This is a genomic window from Mesorhizobium sp. WSM4830 (assembly GCF_055811495.1).
This window is the reverse complement of record NZ_JBVVQI010000001.1, coordinates 227,518-245,291: the sequence shown is the minus strand read 5'-3', so window position 1 is coordinate 245,291 and position 17,774 is coordinate 227,518. Positions and strand designations below refer to the sequence as shown.

Sequence of the window (17,774 nt, the reverse complement as noted above, 5' to 3'; positions counted from 1 at the left end):
CGCTTCGATGTCGCAGCGCAATGATCTGACGATCGATGAAGTCGTGAGGGATCCGATGATCCGCATGCTGATGAAGGCCGACCGTGTCGACCCGCGGTCTTTCGAGGCGATGCTGCGTGCGCTGGCGGATGAGCAGGCCGAACGCCGCAATGCGCCGCGCCGCCCCCTGCAAGATTTCGGCTTTCTCGAAGATTCCGGCTCAATGCGCAGCCGGCGGCTGTCCAGGGTGGCCAAGGCCTTTGGCCGGGCCAGAGCATCGGGCGAGGCGTGCATCTCATGGTAAACTTCTTCATTCATCGTCCGATCTTTGCGTCGGCGATCGCCATCATCATGGTGCTCGCCGGAGGGATCTGTTATTTCCTCCTGCCCGTCTCGCAGTTTCCCGACATCACGCCGCCCCAGGTCGTGGTCAGCGCCCACTACCCGGGCGCCAGCGCGCAGGTCGTCGCCGACACGGTGACGACGCCGCTCGAACAGCAGATCAACGGCGTCCAGGGCATGACCTATATGTCGTCGTCGAGCTCCAATGACGGCTCCTCGACGATCACCATCACCTTCGACGTTGGCTACGACCTGAGCACGGCGGCCGTCGACGTCCAGAACCGCGTTTCGCAGGCGGCGTCCTCGTTGCCGGCCATCGTCAATCAGGGCGGCGTGACGATCAAGAAGCAGAACCCGAACTTCGTCCTGATCGTCGACCTCACCTCGCCGGACGGTTCCGTCAACCCGGTCGCGCTGAGCAATCTCGCCTATCTGCAGGTGGTCGATCCGCTGAAGCGCCTGCCCGGCGTCGGCGACGTGCAGATCTTCGGCGAGCGGCGCTATTCGATGCGCATTTGGCTCGACCCTGACAAGCTCGCCAATCTCGGCATTACTGCCGTCGACGTGCAGAACGCCGTCGCCGAGCAGAACGTCCAGGTGGCGGCCGGCAAGATCGGGCAGTCGCCGGCTCCGGCCGGCACCGCCTTCGAGATGCAGGTCAACGCGGTCGGCAGGCTGAGCGATCCCAAGGAGTTCGGCGACATCGTCGTGCGGGCCAATACCGCGAACGGCTCGCTGGTCAGGTTGCGCGACGTTGCGCGCATCGAACTCGGCGCGCTGCAATATTCCTCGTCGGCCTTCTTCGGCAAGGACCCGACGGTGGTGCTCGCGGTCTACCAGATGCCGGGCTCCAACGCGCTCGATCTGCAGCAGCGCGTCAAGGACAAGATGCAGGAGCTGTCGGCCCGCTTCCCGAAGGGCGTCAGCTACGCCATGCATTACGATACGACACGGTTCGTTTCGGCCTCGATGCACGACGTGCTGATCACGCTCGGCGAAGCGCTGGTCCTGGTCGTCGCCGTGGTGTTCATCTTCCTGCAAAGCTGGCGCACCACGATCATCCCGACGATCGCAATTCCGGTGTCGCTGGTGGCGACGCTGGCCGTCATGCATATGCTTGGCTTCTCACTGAACATGCTCAGCCTGCTCGGCATGGTGCTGGCGATCGGCCTCGTCGTCGACGACGCCATCGTCGTCGTCGAGAATGTCGAACGACAGCTCGAGGCCGGCCTCAAACCGCTGGCTGCCACACGCACCGCTATGGCCGAGGTCACCGGCCCGATCATCGCCACGACCGCCGTGCTGATGGCCGTGTTCGTGCCGGTCGCCTTCATTCCCGGCGTGTCCGGCCGGCTCTACAACCAGTTCGCCCTGACGGTGGCGATCTCCTTCGGCATCTCGGCCTTCGTCTCGCTGACGCTTACCCCGTCGCTCAGCGCCGCCTTCCTGCGCCACCGGCCGGAAACGCAGTTCGTGCTGTTCCGCTGGTTCAACATGGGCTTCGAACGGCTGGCGCATGCCTATGCGAATGGTGTGCGCATTCTCATCCGCCTGCGCTGGATCATGCTCGGCGTGTTCGCGGCCGGACTTGTCGCGACCTATTTCGTCTGGCAGCGCCTGCCCTCGACCTTCCTTCCGGTCGAGGACCAGGGCTATTTCTTCGTTGTCATCCAGCTCCCCGATGGGGCCTCGCTGGAACGCACCGACGCGGTGGCGCAAAAGGCACGCGACATCCTGCAGAACACGCCCGGCGTCGACATCGTCGGCTCGATCAGCGGCTTGAACTTCCTGACCAGTGCCGCGCAGTCGAACTCGGCGGTGGAATTTGCCATCCTGAAGCCATGGGACGAACGCGGCCCCGACCAGAGCGCCTCGAAGCTAGTCGCCGACGTGCGCAACAAGCTGCTGCAAATTCCGGAGGCTTTTGCGCTGAGCTTCGACCCACCGTCGATCCCGGGTATTGGTACCACTGGTGGCTTCGAGTTCCAGGTCGAGGACCTGACCGGCCGCGGCAGCGTGGCGCTCAACGATGCGACGCAAGCGGTGATTGCCGAGGCGCGCAAGCAGCCGGAGCTCAACCCGCAGCAATTGTTCTCGTCCTTCTCTACCTCGACGCCGCAGTTCAACTACGATCTCGATCGCGCCAAGGCGAAGCTGCTCGGGCTCAACCTGCCGGACGTCTTCAATACGCTGCAGATCTATCTCGGCTCGCTCTATGTGAACGATTTCAACTTGTTCGGCCGCACCTTCCGGGTGACGATCCAGGCCGACAAGGACTCTCGTGCGGGTCCGGCCGACATTTCGCGGCTCTATGTCCGCAATGCGTCGGGTGGCATGGTGCCGCTCAGCACGCTGGGCAAGCTTGTGCCCATCGTCGGTCCCGAGACCGTGCCGCACTACAACAACAATGCGTCGGCCCTGATCAATGGCGGCGCCGCGCCCGGCTTTTCGTCCGGCCAGGCGGTGGCGGCAATGGAGCGTGCCGCTGCCACGGCGTTGCCGAGAGATTTCGGCTACGAATGGACCGGCATCACCTATCAGGAGCTCAAGGCGGGATCGATCGCATCCGTAGTCTTCGGTCTCGCGATCGTCTTCGTCTTCCTGATCCTCGCCGCGCAATATGAGAGCTGGGCGATGCCGTTCATGGTGCTGCTGGCGGTGCCGCTTGCATTGTTCGGTGCGTTCGTCGTGCTGTGGCTGCGCGGCATGCAGATCGACGTCTATTCGCAGATCGGCTTCGTCATGCTGATCGGACTGGCGGCCAAGAACGCGATTCTGATCGTGGAGTTTGCCCGGCGCCGGCGCGAAGAAGGCCTCAGCATCGTCGACGCCGCGATGGAAGCGGCGCGGCTTCGGCTGCGACCGATCCTGATGACCGCCTTCGCCTTCATCCTCGGCGTGCTGCCGCTGATGTTCGCCACAGGTGCGGGTGCCGCGAGCCGGCAGTCGATCGGCACCACCGTCTTTGGCGGCATGGTCGCGGCGACGATCCTGTCGCTGGTGTTCGTGCCGGTCTTCTACGCGGTGATCGAGCAGCTGCGCGAGCGCCGCAGCGAGAGCGAACCGGTTTCCAAAGCGACCGAACAACCAACTGCCGAACCCGCATTCGAGCCATTGGCCGAAGCGGCTGAATAGGACTGGAGAATTGATCATGCGTAAATGGAAAATCGCGCTGGGAACGGCCGTCGCCCTTGGGGCGATTTCGGTGGCGAGCGTTCACCTGCTCGACATGGGCAGCCTCAGCCTCAACGCCGGCACAGCCGGGGCGGCGACACCCAAGCCGGAAGCCTTTGTCATGCCGGTGCCGGTGGTGAGCGTCGTCAAGAAGACGATCCCGATCTATCTCGACTATGCCGCCCGGGTGGAGCCGATCCGCAGCATTACGCTGCAGGCGCGCGTGCCGGGCTATCTGCAGGAGCAGGTCGCCACCGATGGCAGCGACGTTGCAAAGGGCGACCTTCTCTACAAGATCGCCCCGGAGGATTTCCAGGCTGCCCTCGAGCAGGCGAAGGCGCTTATCCAGCGCGACACGGCAACACTCGACTATGCGCGCTCCAATCTCGGGCGCGGCAGCGAGCTCGCCAAGAGCGGCTATCTCGCCAAGGACGTGTTCGACCAGCGCACCAGCACCTTGCGCGAGGCTCAGGCCTCGCTCGCCGTGAACCAGGCCGCCTTGCGGACCGCCGAGCTCAATTTGAGCTATACCGAAATCCGTGCCCCGTTCGCGGGACGCATTGGTCGCAGCCAGGCTTCCGTCGGAACGCTGGTCAGCGTTGCCGGCACCGTGCTCAACTCGCTGGTGCAGCTCGATCCGATCTACGTCACCTTCAATCCGAGCGAGACGGACCTGACGCAGATCGAGGAGGCCCGCGCCGCTGGACCGATCAGTGTCGACGTCCTGCTTCCCGGTGAAACGGAACCGCGCCAGAAGGGCGATCTCACCTTCATAGACAACACGATCGATCGCTCGACCGGCACGATCACGGCACGGGCGACGATCGGCAACGGCAAGTTCACGCTGCTGCCCGGCCAATATGTCCGCGTCCGGCTGCACGTTAAAGAGCAGCCCGATGCGCTGATGGTGCCGCAGACGGCACTCGGCTCGGGCCAACTCGGCAAATACCTCTATGTCGTCGGCAAGGACAACACCGTCGACCAGCGCATCGTTTCGCTCGGACCGACCAACGGCGATCAGGTTGCCATCTTGAGCGGTGTGGTCGAAGGCGACCGGGTGATTACCGGCAATCTGCAGAAGATCGGCCCGGGAATGCCGATCTCGCCGCTGCCCGAGAAACCGGCCACCTGATAACCCCCATCAGGTCCGGTCCCGCGGCGCCCTCGGCTCCCACGCCAAGGGCGCCGTTTTTGCTGATAGTTTCGACACGGTCGATTCAAGCCGTGCAAGCGGCGGCTCTGGCGACAATGGCAGCATAGAGGCGCGCTCTAGCTGTGAAAGCAGTTTGTGGATCAGCACGAGACATCCGTCCAGCCGACGGCTTATCGCGGCTGCACGTATCACTCGCGCGAAGGCCCGCTTCGACCCTGGATGGATGGACTGCTGGATTTAGGCGGCATAAGGCACCGTCCTCCAGGTCAAGTCCCGAGCCTGAGCAACGGTTTCGCCGCTCAGGCCGCCTGCAGGATCTGGATTCCGTGCCGTCCGGTAAGCTCGATCACGCGGTTAATCATGTCGGCGGTCGGCGGGCCGGAGGGCGCGTCCTTGGATGCAGCCTCTTCGAAGAATGCGATCATCTCGTCGTCGACGATCGCCATGAACATAACCGGCACGGGACCAGCATTGCGATAGCCATGGGGCGCGTTGCCCGGAATGGTGACGACGTCACCGGGTTCCACCTCATATTCTTGCCCGACACCATCGATCATTGTCCATATCGTGAGGGTGCCCTCGAGAATGCGGAAAATTTCCGCGGAAGGATGCGTGTGGGGCGGCGTGCCGCTTCCAGGAGGTACCGTGACGTCGATCACGTTGAGTGCCGTCCCAGCGAGCTTTGCCCGGACAGCGACCTGATCGCCCATCACCCAGAAGCCTTGAACCGAATCGGCCGGATGGACCGTCGCTTTCGTCTTATGCCAAGTCACTTGCTTTTTCCCTTTTGAACGGCGCCCTGCTGCGATTTTGCCGCATTGAGCAAGGCGCGAATTGCCCAGGCGGCTGCCTCTCCCGCCTCACGGCCGGTAAGACCCCAGTAGTCTTTCATTGTCTGCCAGGCAGTGGCGCTGAACAGAAGCTGGATCACGGCCTCAAGCTGGCGCGCCGCCTTCGGGTCCATTCCGTTTACGATTTGCGAAAGGCTGCTCCGAAAGGCACGTTGCCGCTCACCGTTGGCTTGCAGGCGCATCTCGCGCCCGGTAGCGCTCGCATGCGAGGCCCTGACTACGCCTTCGATTGCGTCCAACGAGGCGAAAAGGTCGGGAGGAAGATCGATCAGATCCTGCTCCCGCTCAGGCCAGAACCGCACTCCCAGGGAGGCATTGGTGCTGGCCCAAAAAGCTTCCAAAAGCGCTTCCTTCGTCGGGAAGTGGCGGAAGATCGTCCTTCGGTTTACGCCCGAAACCTCGGCGACCTCATCGAAGCCAAGGAGGCTGTACGGATTTTGCTCCAGGATCGTTCGAATGGACGCGAGGATGCGTTCGCGCGTGGCCTGCGCCTGCTCTGCCCGCAGCGGGCTATCGTATTTCTGAGTCATCACTTGTGAATTCATGTCACTGCTAGTGACACAAAATTTCTTAGTCGTCAATGGACATTGCTAAGCCTACGCACCAGTCCGTTTCGCGCTGCCAGAAGCCAGCTGCCGCTCAGCGAGGGAGCGCAGGCTTGCGTGGCCAGGGCTGGCCGAGGTCGGAAGGGCGCCAATGTGATGCAGGATTGAGAATCCGGAAATTAGTCTTGTTAGATTGTCGACAACCTGCTTCTGTTGCTTTTGGTCTCCTGGAGCAGCCAGATGGCAAAGCTGGATTTCAATCCGATCGCGGATACGACACGCAGGGCCGAGATCGTGGCGCTGCTCCGGCGGGCGATCCTGACCGGCCAGATGGAGCCGGGGCAGAAGCTCAACGAACTCAGGATTTCCGAGCAGATGCGGGTGAGCCGTGCGCCGCTGCGAGAGGCGATGCGCGAACTGGTGCAGGAAGGCATCCTGACCAGCATCCCCTACGCCGGAACCTTCGTCATTGATGTTGCCGCCAAGGACATCGACGATGCCTATTCGCTCAACAAGGTGCTGGACGAGTTCGCCATCGCGCGGACCTGGCCGCTTCGCGACCAGCGCTTCTTCGACGAACTCGACCGGCGCCATGCGGCGGTGAAGCAGGCGACGCGCGAACTGGACACGACGCGGCAGATCGAGACGGCGCTGCAACTGCATGGCCTGATCCACGAATGGGCCGACAATTCGGTGCTGCTTGAAACGTGGCAACGGCTGACCAGCCGGCTGCAGATGTATTTCGCGCTGCACCAGCGGGCCCGCAACGAGCCGGTGCCTGCGGAAGATGCTCACGAGACCTATGTGCGGCTGCTCAAGGGCAGCGACATGCGCGCCGCACAGCGCCATGCCAAGGAGCACATCGATTTCGATTTCGAAGCATTGCTCGTCTATGCGCGCGGGCTGGAGCGACGCGGCCCAAATGGCGCCGGCGCCAATCGTGCCGGTCGCCTAAAGGCGGCTGAGCCAGACAAGTTTGGCGGTCATCCCGAAAAATAGGCAACGGACAGAAAACGTGCAGATCAAAACCATCAAAGCCCACCATGTCGTGCAGCCCTTCGTTGACGGGCCTTATCGCATGTCCAAGGGGCGCGTCGCCGATGCGTTCGACGCGGTGATCGTCGCCGTCACCGCCGACAGCGGGCTCACCGGCTGGGGCGAGATGGCGCCGCTTGGCAATTTCTATTCGCCGGCCTTCGCCGCCGGTGCTCGCGCCGGCGTCGTCGAGATCGCGCCGTATCTTGTCGGCCATGACCCGCGCGGGCTTGCCAGTATCAACAGGCTGATGGACACGGTGTTCAAGGGCCATCCCTACATCAAGTCGGCGCTCGACATGGCCTGCTCGGACCTCGCGGCGCGCGCCGCCGACGTGCCGCTGGTCACCCTGCTTGGCGGACGCGAGAGCGAGACGGCCGAACTCTACAAGGTCGTCACCCACGGCACGGTCGATGCTATGGCCGCACTCGCCAAGCGCATCGTCGGGGAAGGGTTTCGCCGGCTTCAGGTCAAGGTCGGCGGCAACGTCCATGACGACATCGAACGCGTCACAGCCGTTGCCGCCGCGGTGCCGAAGGGCACCGTCATCTTCTGCGACGCCAATGCCGGCTGGACCCCTTACCAGGCGCGCCAGTTCGCCGATGCGACGCGCAACATCGACTATACGTTCGAGCAGCCCTGCACGACGATCGACGAATGCATGTCGGTGCGCCGCTCGCTCGACAAGCCGATGGTGCTCGACGAATCCGTCGCCTCGCTGGACGATATGCTCGACATCCATCGCAAGGGCGCCGCCGACGGGCTGACGCTGAAGATCTCGCGCCTCGGCGGCGTCACCAAAACGCGCCAGATCCGCGACCTGGCCGTCGACCTCGGCTTCATGATCACTGTCGAGGACACTGGCGGCGCCGAGATCGACACGTCGGCCATGGCGCATCTGTCGCTGTCGACGCCGGAGGAGCGCCGGCTGCACGCCATTGCCTTCCACGAATGGGTGACGGTGCGCACCGCATCCAACATGCCGCCGGTTTCGGGCAGCCGCATGGGCATTCCGGACGGGCCGGGACTCGGTATCGATGTCGTTCCCGACCTGCTTGGTGCGGCCTTCTTCGAAATCGGCAGCTGAGCTGCAATAACGCTGTACCCCCATCAACCTGAATATGCCGCGTCCTTCTGACTGCAGAGGCACGGCCGTGTGGATTGACCGCTTATCCAATAGTCTTTGGCCGATTGCAGAGCGACAATGCCCAATTGCCGGTTGAAATATTTTTCATTTGGAAATAGAAATGTTCAAAACGTTGATTTGGACGCTGCGGCGCGTCCGGAACTGGAGGAAGCGACATGTCCCATCCGCAATTTGCAGCGGAACTTCTGCAGCGCGCTGAACAGCAGGGACCGATCACCATCGGGCTTGCCGGCGCCGGGCAGATGGGCACTGACATCGTCGTCCAGGTGGCGCTGATGCCGGGCATGCGGATCGGCGCTATTTCCGAAGTCAGGCCGCAGGCAGCGATCGACGCGGCGCTGCTCGCTGGCCACGACCGTTCCGACATCGTCCAGGCCGGCAATGCCGCGGCGATCGACCGCGCCATCGAGGCCGGCAAGATCGCGGTGACCGAAGATTTGCATGCGCTGGCGGCGGCCGGCCGTATCGACGTCATCATCGACGCGACGGGCAATCCCAACATCGGCACGCTGTTTGCGCTCGAAGTGATGAAGAACGGCAAGCACATCGTCATGCTCAATGTCGAGGCCGACATCACCATCGGCCGTTTCCTCAAGGACGAAGCGCGCAAGGCCGGCGTCGTCTATACGGGTGCCGCCGGCGACGAGCCGGCCTGCACGCTGGAGATCATCGGCTTTGCCAAAAGCCTCGGCTTCAACATCATCGCCGCCGGCAAGGGCAAGAACAATCCGCTGAAGATCGACGCCATGCCGGCCGACTACGAGAAGGAGGCGGCCGAGCGCAACATGAATGCGCGCATGCTGGTCGAATTCGTCGACGGCTCGAAGACGGCGATCGAAATGGTGGCGATCGCCAATGCGACCGGCCTGGTGCCCGACGTGCCGGGCATGCACGGCCCGACCGCGACGCTGGAGGAACTCGCAAGCGTGCTCTGCCCGCGCGAGGATGGCGGCGTGCTGCATCGCAAGGGCGTGGTCGACTATTCCATCGGCAAGGGTGTGGCGCCCGGCGTGTTCTGCATCATCGAGACCCGGCATCCGCGTGTGCTGGAGCGCATGATCGACCTCAAGGTCGGCAAAGGCCCCTATTTCACGATCTTCCGGCCCTATCATCTGACCAGCCTGGAAGTGCCGCTGTCGGCGGCGCGCGCCGTGGTCTACAAGCGGGCCGACATGGAGCCGCTCGACCATCCGGTGGCCGAGGCGGTGGCGGTTGCCAAGAGCGATCTTGGCGTTGGCCAGTCGCTTGGAATGATCGGCGAAAACGATTATCGCGGCTTCGCCATGACCTGGGACGATGCACGCGCCCGCGGCGCCCTGCCGCTTGGCCTTGCCGAACGCGCCAAGGTGGTCAAGCCGCTCAAGACAGGCGACTTCCTGACCTATGAAAATTGTGTACCCGACGATTCGATGGTGATAACCCAGATCCGCCGCCGTCTCGACCAGTCGGACGGACGGTTCGTTACAAACGCAGCCTGACCCCGCCGGATCTCCGCCTGATGGACGATGTCGTAATCGGGATCGACGCCTCGACCACGGCCGTGAAGGCGATTGCCTTCACGCGCGCCGGCGCGGAGCTGTTCCAGGCGCGCGAGACTTATCCGCTTTCAAATCCGAAGCCCGGCCATTTCGAGCAGGACGCCGAACATTGGTGGACGGCGCTGCTTGGGGCATTGAAGCAGGTCACCGAGGCGGTCGGCGCGGCGCGGGTGGCGGCGATCTGCATCGCTCACCAACGCGAGACCTTCACGCTGGTGGACAGCGCCGGCAAGCCGCTCATCCCGGCGATTCTGTGGCTGGACGAACGCGCCCGGCCGCAGGTTATCAGGCTTTCGGCCGAACTCGGCCGCGAGGCGATCCGCGACTGGAGCGGCAAGCCGCCGGACCCGACGCCGGCACTCTACGCCATTGCCTGGCTTGCCGAGCACCAGCCGCAAGTGCTTCGCCAGGCAGCGGCGCTGGTCGACGTGCACGGCTTCTTCGTTCAGCGGCTGACCGGGCGATTGGTCACCAGCACCGCAAGTGCGGATCCGCTCGGGCTGCTCGACGTCGAGAAAGGTACCTGGCATCCCCGCCTCGTTGCGGCCGCCGGACTGCAGATGGAGCAATTGCCCGAGTTGGTCGCGCCGGGCGCAATTTGCGGCGGGCTTTCCACAACCGCGGCGCAACTGATCGGCCTGAAGGCTGGCACGCCGGTTGTGGCAGGAGCCGGTGACGGGCAAGCTATGGGTCTCGGCATGGGCGTCTACGGCGAGGGCAAGAGCTACCTCTCGCTCGGCTCCGGCGTGGTCAGCGGCTGCTATTGCGGCAAGGTGAAAACCTCGGACGCCTTTCGCACGCTGGTCTCGCCGACCGGCTCCGGTTTCATGCTTGAGACCGTGCTGCGCTCGGGCATGCAACTGGTCGACTGGATCGTTCGCACGACAGGTTCGCCGTCAGCGGCAGCGCTGGAGAAAGCGGCGCTGGACGTTGCCGCAGGCAGCGAGGGTCTGCTCATCATGCCCTATTGGGCCGGCGTCATGAGTCCGTATTGGGATGGTGCGGCGCGCGGCGCCATTGTCGGCCTGTCGCTCGATCACCGGCCGGAGCATCTCTTCCGCGCTGTCCTGGAAGGCATCGCCTTCGAGCAGGCCGTCGCCACCGAGGCCATGGAAGCCCAGGCCGGCAGCAGACCGACGGCGATGATTGCCGCCGGCGGTGGCACCAATTGCGCGCTGCTCATGCAGATTATGGCAAGCGTGCTCGAGCGGCCGCTCTCGGTTTCGCCGGTCAACGAAGCCGCCGCGCTCGGCGCTGCCATGCTGGCGGCCTCGGCTATCGGCTGGTTTGCCTCGCCGGAAGCCGCCGCAGAAGTAATGGCTGCCGCTCCCACCAGGCATGTCGATCCGGTCGACGGACTTGTCGCCGGCTATCGCGACCGCAAGGCAATCTACCGCGACCTTTATCAGGCGACGCGCGACATCCACACCCGCCTCGGCGCTCTCAGCGAAATCTAGCGGCCTAGCAGGCCCTTGGCCGCGTCTTCGTCGGTGATCAGAACCGATACCTTGGTGTTGGCGAGCGCCGCCCGCATCACCGCAACCTTCTCGCTGCCTCCCGACACCAGGATGATGCTCGGGATATCCGACAGATCCTGCAGCGGATAGGCGCAGACGCGGCGGTTGACCTCGTGGTCGACCGGCCGGCCCTCGGCGTCGATGAAATGACACAGAATATCGCCGACGGCACCGGCCGCCTGCAGTTCCTCGAGTTCGCTTGGCTTGATGAAGCCGTAATTGGCGATCGGGCTGTCATTGGAAAACGAGCCGACGCTGAGCACGGCGATGTTTGCCCGGCGTGCACGGAAAACGACATCCTGAACGCTGCGCTGGCTCATGAAAGCGTCGCGCTGCTCCGGCCTGTCGGCGTAGACCGGCACCGGCAGCAGGAAGCACTCCGCACCGATCTTTTCGGCGAAATCCCAGGCGCTTTCTGTCGGGTTGAGCGGCTGTGCATGGGTAAGGCCGCCAAGCATCGAAACCACCGTCGTCCTGGCGATGGGCCGCCGCGGCAATTCATTGATGGCGAATTTCAGTGTCCGCCCCCAGCCGAGTGCGATGACATCGCCGGCATTCACATGGTCGGCCAGATAGGCGGCGGCGGCGTGGCCGATCATCAGCGGCGCGTTGCTTCGGTCGGCCGCGGACGGCACGACCACGGCCTGGCTGAGGCCGAACCGCTGCTTGAGGCTTTCCTCCAAAACCACGCATTCGACGACGCTGTCGCGGATGCGAAACTGAACGACACCCTCTTCGCGGGCGGCGGAGAGAATGCGATGCACCTTGATGCGGCCGACGCCGAGAATTTCGGAAATCCGCTCCTGTGTAAGGCCCTCGACATAATAATGCCAGGCGGCGCGGGCCTTGAGTTCGGCGTCTGGGAAGCGCGAGGCTCTTTCGTTCTCTACGATCGTCATCTGTTTGCCTTGCCGCAGCCGCCGGCTCTGCTCATGATATTCCAATCCGGCGACTTCGAAATGCCCAAGATTTCGGAGACCTTGCGTAAGGCAAACCGGCGGACAGCGCAAACCCGTCGTCGAATGAAGCGGCAGGCCTTGACAATTTTCCGACGAACAGTTTAGCTGAACAAAATTGCATACTAAAGATAAATTGTTCACAGGGAGGGGCCTGGGTGAACAACGTGGCCCGGTGATGCAGCGCCGGATTGCTGTGGAGGAGACAAAGTGGCTGTGAGCAACGACGCAAGCGAGTTGAAAGCAGGCTCTGGTGCGCAGGCTACGGCGGGCGCAAAGTTTTCGGCTGTCTTTGCCGGAACCATGGGTCCGCTGATCGGGCTGGTTCTGCTGTGCCTGGCGCTCTCGCTGACCACCGACACCTTCCTGACTGTCCGCAACATTCTCAATGTGCTCGACCAGGTCACCGTGCTCGGCATCATGGCGATCGGTATGACGCTGGTCATCCTGATCGGCGGCATCGACCTGTCCGTCGGCTCGGTGCTGGCGCTGGCTTCCATGGTGATGGGCTTCGTCGCCCATCCGGACTATCTCAATCTCGGCCTGCCGGCCGGCATCGCCGCAGCCCTCGTCGTCGCCGGCCTTTGCGGGCTGGTTTCGGGCCTGCTGGTGACGGTCACCAAGCTGCCGCCCTTCATCGCCACGCTGGCGATGATGTCGGTGGCGCGCGGCCTCGCCAACATGATCACCGACGGCTCGCAGATCGTCGGCTTTCCCGACTGGTTCACCAGCCTGTCGATCATCCGCCATTTCGGCTTCCTGTCGGTCACCGTCGGGCTGATGATCGTGCTTGCCGTCATTTTCGCGATCTTCCTGAACTACCGGACCACCGGCCGTAGCCTGTACGCAATCGGCGGCAGTGCCGAAGTCGCTCGGCTGTCCGGCATACCGGTCAAGTCACTGACAAACTGGGTCTATGCGATCTGCGCCGTGCTGGCCGGTCTCGCAGGCATCGTGCTTGCCGCGCGGCTCGATTCCGTCCAGCCGAGCTCCGGCCTCGGCTACGAACTCGACACCATCGCCGCGGTGGTAATCGGCGGCGCCAGCCTGTCGGGCGGCGTCGGTTCGATCGGCGGCACAGCCATCGGCGTCCTCATCATCGGCGTGCTGCGTAACGGGCTGAACCTGCTCGGCGTCTCGCCCTTCATCCAGCAAGTGGTTATCGGCGTGGTGATCGCGCTGGCGGTGGCCACCGACACCTGGCGGCGCCGAGCACAATGAAGAATGGGGCACAATGAAGAATTGGGCTCAATGAGATTCGCCCCGATATTCGGGCGAAAACGGATCGGTGATCCGAAACTGGGAGTTGTTCGGCCAAGGGGCGCCGCGATGCGCGGGCAGGACAGATTGAACATCAACGGAGGAATAAACATGCTGACCAAACGTTCATTGCTGCTTGCCGCCGCGGCCATCATCCCGCTGCTTAGCCTGTCCGACATGGCCTCGGCCAAGGAAGCCAAGAAGCTCGGCCTCGCCGTCGCCAATCTGCAGGCCGACTTCTTCAACCAGATCAAGCAGTCCGTCGAAGCCTACGGCAAGGAAAAGGGCATCGAGGTCGTCACCGTCGACGCCAAGGGCGATTCGGCGACCCAGGTCAGCCAGGTGCAGGATCTGATCACGCAGAATATCGACGCGCTGATCTACATTCCGGCCGGCGCCACCGCCGCCACCGTGCCGACCAAGACGGCCAAGGCTGCCAGCATCCCAGTCATCAATGTCGACCGCAACGCCGACGGCGCGCCCGGCGACACCTTCATCGCCACCAACAGCGTGGCATCGGCGAAAGCGGTTTGCGACTACATCGCCAAGCAGGCCGGCGGCAAGGGCGAGCTGATCATCATCCACGGCCAGAAGGGTACGACGCCCGAGGTCGATCGCTCGAAGGGCTGCGGCGAAGCGCTGAAGGGCTATCCCGACATCAAGGTCGTCGGCGAATTGTGGAGCGAAGGCTGGCACCAGGACGAAGGCTTCAAGCTGACGCAGGATCTGTTGCAGTCGCATCCCGACGTGTCGATCGTCATCGGCCAGGCCGATGCGCTGGCGCTCGGTGCGGCGCAGGCGGTCAAGGTCGCCAATCCCGGCCACAAGGTCTGGGTTGCCGGCTTCGACGGCGACGTGGCGGCGCTCAAGGCGCTGAAGGACGGCGTCTTCGACGTGACGGCGACGCAGCAGACCCAGGGCATGGGCCGGCTTGCCGTCGATGCGGCAATCAAGCTGGTGGCCGGCGAGACCATTCCCGCAGAACAGCTGCAGGATGCGACGCTGACCACCAAGGACAATGTCGAGCAGTTCATCGCCAAGCATCCCTGATTGAGACCAGTCCGGCAGTCGACGAGCGCAACGATGTCCACCGATCCTCGCCACACGCACAGCCCCCATAACGGGCTCGTCGTCAGCGGCCTCTGCAAGAGCTACGGGCCGGTGCAGGTCCTGGCCGATGCGAGCTTCGAGGTGCGGCCGGGCGAGGTCGTGGCGCTGCTTGGCGAAAACGGCGCCGGCAAGTCGACCGTCTCGAACATCATCGCCGGGTCGACGAAACCCGATGCCGGCACCATCACCTGGCGGGGGAACGCTTATTCCCCCGCCAATCCTGCCGCGGCGATCGACGCCGGCATCGGCATGATCCACCAGGAGCTGAAGCTCTTGCCCGATCTGTCGGTCGCCGAAAACGTCTATGTCGGGCGCCTGCCGATGCGTGGCGGCCGCATCGATCGCGCGGCAATGAATGCACGGGCATCGGCCCAGTTGAAGCGTCTCGGCCTCGATGTCTCGCCTGAGCGCAAGGTGCGCACGCTGCGTATCGCCGCCCAGCAGCAGGTCGAGATCGCCAAGGCGCTGACGCTCAATGCCGAGCTGCTGATCTTCGACGAACCGACGGCAGCCCTTGGCGGCGAGGAAACGGAGCTCCTGTTCCAGCAGATCCGCAAGCTCAAGGTGGAAGGCATGTCCTTCATCTATATCAGCCACCGGCTGGACGAGATCGCCCAAATCGCCGACCGCGTGGTGGTGATGCGCGACGGGCGCATCGTCGCCCGGCACGAGCGCGCCGACATTCCGGTGCGCACCGTCGTCGAGCAAATGGTCGGCCGCAGTGTCGAGCGGATGTTCCCTACGGTATCGGCGCCGGGCAACGACACGCTGCTCGAGGTCGAGAACCTGTCCTCGCCGGAACGCAGCTTTCAAAATGTCAGCTTTTCGGTGCGGGCCGGCGAAATCCTCGGCATTGCCGGGCTGATCGGCGCCGGCCGCACGGAGCTGGTGCGGGCGATCGCCGGTGCCGATCCGATCTCATCCGGCTCGGTGCGCGTCGCCGGCAAGCCGGTGCATCTCAATGGCCCGGCGGCGGCGATCAAGGCCGGCGTCGTTCTGGTGCCGGAAGACCGCAAGGCACAAGGCGTGGTGCTCGACCAGACGATCGGCGAGAACCTGGCGATCGGCAATTTCGACCATGTCGCGCCGAATGGCTGGGTCTTCCCGAAGGCGGTGCAGAAATTCGCCGAGGCCGGCATTCGCCGGCTCGGCGTCAAGGGCCGGCCGAACCAGGCGGTCAGCAAGCTTTCAGGCGGCAACCAGCAGAAGGTGATCATCGCCAAATGGGTGTCGCGCCCGCCCAAGGTGTTTATCCTGGATGAGCCGACGCGCGGCATCGACGTCGGTGCACGCGCCGCGATCTATGATGTCATCGCCGACCTTGCCCGTTCCGGCATGGCGGTGGTGGTGGTGAGCTCCGACCTCGAAGAAGTGCTCGGCCTGTCGCATCGCGTGCTGGTGCTGAGCCGCGGCCGGCAACGCGGCATTCTCGACCGCAACGAAGCAAGCAATATCGCCGTGATGGAACTCGCCACGAGCTAGGATCGAAACAAAGCGCAGCAGGTGGTATCCTCCCAAGCACCAGACCGCGCGGGGCGCCAGCAACAGAGTTGGCGCCCCTTTATTTCCGGAGGACGGCGGTTGGAGCAGAGGAACCGACGATGAAACTATTCGAACTTCATGGTGACGTGGCACTTGTGACAGGCGCCGGCAGCGGCATCGGGCAAGCGATCGCCATTGGCCTGGCCGAGGCCGGCGCCGACATAGCCTGCTTCGGCCACGCCTCCAAAGGCGGCCTGGAGGAGACCGCGCACCGGATCACGGCACTTGGCCGCAAGGCGCTGGTGCTGAACGGCACGGTGACTTCAGAGGCCGATCTCGCGGCCGCGATCGAGCGTACGGAGAAGGAACTCGGCGCGCTGACGGTCGCCGTCAACAATGCCGGCGTCGCCGGAGCTGAGCCGGCAGAGACGCTGTCGCTGGAGAAATGGCAGAAGCTCTACGACGTCAATGTCAGCGGCGTGTTCCTGTCCTGCCAGGCCGAGGCGCGCGCCATGCTGACGCGGCGCAAGGGCTCGATCATCAACATCGCGTCGATGTCGGGCTCGATCGTCAATCGCGGCCTGACCCAGGCGCATTACAATTCGTCGAAGGCCGCAGTGATCCACATGTCGAAGAGCCTCGCCATGGAATGGGCGGATCGCGGCCTGCGCGTCAATGTCGTCAGCCCCGGCTACACGCTGACGCCGATGAACAAGCGGCCGGAGGTCGCCGACCAGGTCAGGATCTTCGAGCGCGACACGCCGATGGGCCGCATGGCGGCGCCGGAAGAGATGGTCGGCCCGACCGTGTTCCTGGCCAGCCGCGCCGCGAGTTTCGTCACCGGCATCGACCTGATCGTCGATGGCGGCTTCGTCTGCTGGTAGGAGAAAAGATGCAGAAGCGATTCCAGGGAAAAACGGCGGTGATCACCGGCGCCAGCGGCGGCATCGGCGCGGCAATGGCCAGGCGCTTCGCCGCGGAAGGTGCTGCGATCGTCGTCAGCGCCATCGACGCGCGCGTCGACGAGGTTGCCGCCGACCTGAAGGCTGCGGGCGCCAGGGTCGCATCGCTGCGCATGGACGTGACGAAGAAGGACGAGGTCGTCGCCCTCTATGACCTGGCCGAGCAGGAGTTCGGCCGCGTCGATATCTCCGTACAGAATGCCGGTGTCATCACCATCGCCAGGATCGAGGCGATGACCGAGGCCGAATGGGACAAGGTGATGGCGGTCAACACCAAGGGGGTGTTCCTGTGCTGCCAGGAGGCGATCGCGCGTATCCGCAAGCATGGCGACGGCGGCCGGCTGATCAACACCGCATCCGGCCAGGCGCGGCAGGGTTTTATCTACACGCCGCATTATGCGGCCTCGAAATTCGGCGTCGTCGGCATCACCCAGAGCCTGGCCAAGGAAGTGGCCAAGGAGAAGATCACCGTCAACGCGATCTGCCCCGGCATCATCGACACCGACATGTGGGCCTATAACGATGCCGCGTGGGGCAAGTTGATGGGCGATTACAAGCCCGGCGAGCTGATGGCCGAATGGGTGAAGAATATCCCGATGGGCCGCGCCGGCAGCGGCGAGGATGTCTCCGGCCTGGTCAGCTTTCTCGCCAGCGACGATGCGGCCTACATCACCGGCCAGACCATCAATGTCGATGGCGGCCTGATCATGTCGTGAGCAGCGC

Annotated in this window: 15 protein-coding genes; 12 read left to right on the top strand and 3 right to left on the bottom strand. The window is 63.9% G+C overall.

Going from position 1 to position 17,774, the window contains the following annotated elements; translation table 11 throughout:
- The first annotated feature begins 7 nt into the window (after nucleotides 1-7).
- The 3 genes from AC0L2Y_RS01265 to AC0L2Y_RS01255 are packed head-to-tail and all read left to right on the top strand — an operon-like array spanning nucleotide 8 to nucleotide 4,627.
- On the top strand, nucleotides 8-283 hold the full coding sequence (locus AC0L2Y_RS01265; RefSeq protein WP_352720687.1) for a hypothetical protein: 276 nt from the start codon (nucleotides 8-10) through the stop codon (nucleotides 281-283).
- Nucleotides 277-3,456 (top strand): efflux RND transporter permease subunit, encoded by a 3,180-nt coding sequence (locus tag AC0L2Y_RS01260; protein ID WP_473553220.1) that lies wholly within the window; start codon nucleotides 277-279, stop codon nucleotides 3,454-3,456. The genes AC0L2Y_RS01265 and AC0L2Y_RS01260 overlap by 7 nt, the downstream gene beginning before the upstream one ends.
- A 16-nt stretch (nucleotides 3,457-3,472) precedes the next feature.
- Nucleotides 3,473-4,627 (top strand): efflux RND transporter periplasmic adaptor subunit, encoded by a 1,155-nt coding sequence (locus AC0L2Y_RS01255; RefSeq protein ID WP_352489529.1) that lies wholly within the window; start codon nucleotides 3,473-3,475, stop codon nucleotides 4,625-4,627.
- A gap of 320 nt (nucleotides 4,628-4,947) precedes the next feature.
- Here AC0L2Y_RS01255 and AC0L2Y_RS01250 read toward each other — a convergent pair whose 3' ends face one another.
- Both AC0L2Y_RS01250 and AC0L2Y_RS01245 read right to left on the bottom strand, forming a co-directional pair.
- The gene (locus AC0L2Y_RS01250) at nucleotides 4,948-5,358 is read right to left on the bottom strand and encodes a cupin domain-containing protein (RefSeq protein WP_352564771.1); all 411 of its coding nucleotides are present in this window, start codon (nucleotides 5,356-5,358) and stop codon (nucleotides 4,948-4,950) included.
- A gap of 59 nt (nucleotides 5,359-5,417) precedes the next feature.
- Nucleotides 5,418-6,029 (bottom strand): TetR/AcrR family transcriptional regulator, encoded by a 612-nt coding sequence (locus AC0L2Y_RS01245; protein WP_473553216.1) that lies wholly within the window; start codon nucleotides 6,027-6,029, stop codon nucleotides 5,418-5,420.
- A 255-nt stretch (nucleotides 6,030-6,284) separates the two neighbouring features.
- Between AC0L2Y_RS01245 and AC0L2Y_RS01240 the strand changes: the two genes are divergently transcribed.
- From AC0L2Y_RS01240 to AC0L2Y_RS01225, 4 genes are all read left to right on the top strand, one after another.
- A complete protein-coding gene (locus AC0L2Y_RS01240; protein ID WP_473553213.1) occupies nucleotides 6,285-7,043 on the top strand; it encodes a GntR family transcriptional regulator in 759 nt (252 codons plus the stop codon).
- Between the two features lie 16 nt (nucleotides 7,044-7,059).
- Nucleotides 7,060-8,166 carry a mandelate racemase/muconate lactonizing enzyme family protein gene (locus AC0L2Y_RS01235; RefSeq protein ID WP_473553211.1) on the top strand — a complete coding sequence of 369 codons (1,107 nt, stop codon included), beginning with the start codon at nucleotides 7,060-7,062 and terminating at the stop codon, nucleotides 8,164-8,166.
- Between the two features lie 215 nt (nucleotides 8,167-8,381).
- On the top strand, nucleotides 8,382-9,704 hold the full coding sequence (locus AC0L2Y_RS01230; RefSeq protein ID WP_352489525.1) for an NAD(P)H-dependent oxidoreductase: 1,323 nt from the start codon (nucleotides 8,382-8,384) through the stop codon (nucleotides 9,702-9,704).
- A 20-nt stretch (nucleotides 9,705-9,724) separates the two neighbouring features.
- The gene (locus AC0L2Y_RS01225) at nucleotides 9,725-11,221 is read left to right on the top strand and encodes a xylulokinase (protein WP_473553208.1); all 1,497 of its coding nucleotides are present in this window, start codon (nucleotides 9,725-9,727) and stop codon (nucleotides 11,219-11,221) included.
- Here the strand turns inward: AC0L2Y_RS01225 and AC0L2Y_RS01220 are convergent.
- On the bottom strand, nucleotides 11,218-12,180 hold the full coding sequence (locus tag AC0L2Y_RS01220; protein ID WP_352466100.1) for a sugar-binding transcriptional regulator: 963 nt from the start codon (nucleotides 12,178-12,180) through the stop codon (nucleotides 11,218-11,220). The genes AC0L2Y_RS01225 and AC0L2Y_RS01220 overlap by 4 nt on opposite strands.
- 267 nt (nucleotides 12,181-12,447) lie before the next feature.
- Between AC0L2Y_RS01220 and AC0L2Y_RS01215 the strand changes: the two genes are divergently transcribed.
- The 5 genes from AC0L2Y_RS01215 (at nucleotide 12,448) to AC0L2Y_RS01195 (ending at nucleotide 17,767) form a co-directional block, all read left to right on the top strand.
- On the top strand, nucleotides 12,448-13,458 hold the full coding sequence (locus AC0L2Y_RS01215) for an ABC transporter permease (protein ID WP_473553205.1): 1,011 nt from the start codon (nucleotides 12,448-12,450) through the stop codon (nucleotides 13,456-13,458).
- Between the two features lie 150 nt (nucleotides 13,459-13,608).
- Nucleotides 13,609-14,547, top strand: a complete 939-nt coding sequence (locus AC0L2Y_RS01210; RefSeq protein WP_352484098.1) for a sugar ABC transporter substrate-binding protein — start codon at nucleotides 13,609-13,611, stop codon at nucleotides 14,545-14,547.
- Nucleotides 14,548-14,580: 33 nt separating this feature from the next.
- Complete coding sequence (locus AC0L2Y_RS01205) at nucleotides 14,581-16,089, top strand: sugar ABC transporter ATP-binding protein (RefSeq protein ID WP_473553202.1); 1,509 nt, start codon at nucleotides 14,581-14,583, stop codon at nucleotides 16,087-16,089.
- Nucleotides 16,090-16,208: 119 nt separating this feature from the next.
- The gene (locus AC0L2Y_RS01200; RefSeq protein WP_473553200.1) at nucleotides 16,209-16,973 is read left to right on the top strand and encodes an SDR family oxidoreductase; all 765 of its coding nucleotides are present in this window, start codon (nucleotides 16,209-16,211) and stop codon (nucleotides 16,971-16,973) included.
- Nucleotides 16,974-16,981: 8 nt separating this feature from the next.
- Nucleotides 16,982-17,767, top strand: coding sequence for an SDR family oxidoreductase (locus tag AC0L2Y_RS01195; RefSeq protein WP_473553195.1), 786 nt, complete (start codon nucleotides 16,982-16,984; stop codon nucleotides 17,765-17,767).
- Nucleotides 17,768-17,774 lie beyond the last annotated feature (7 nt).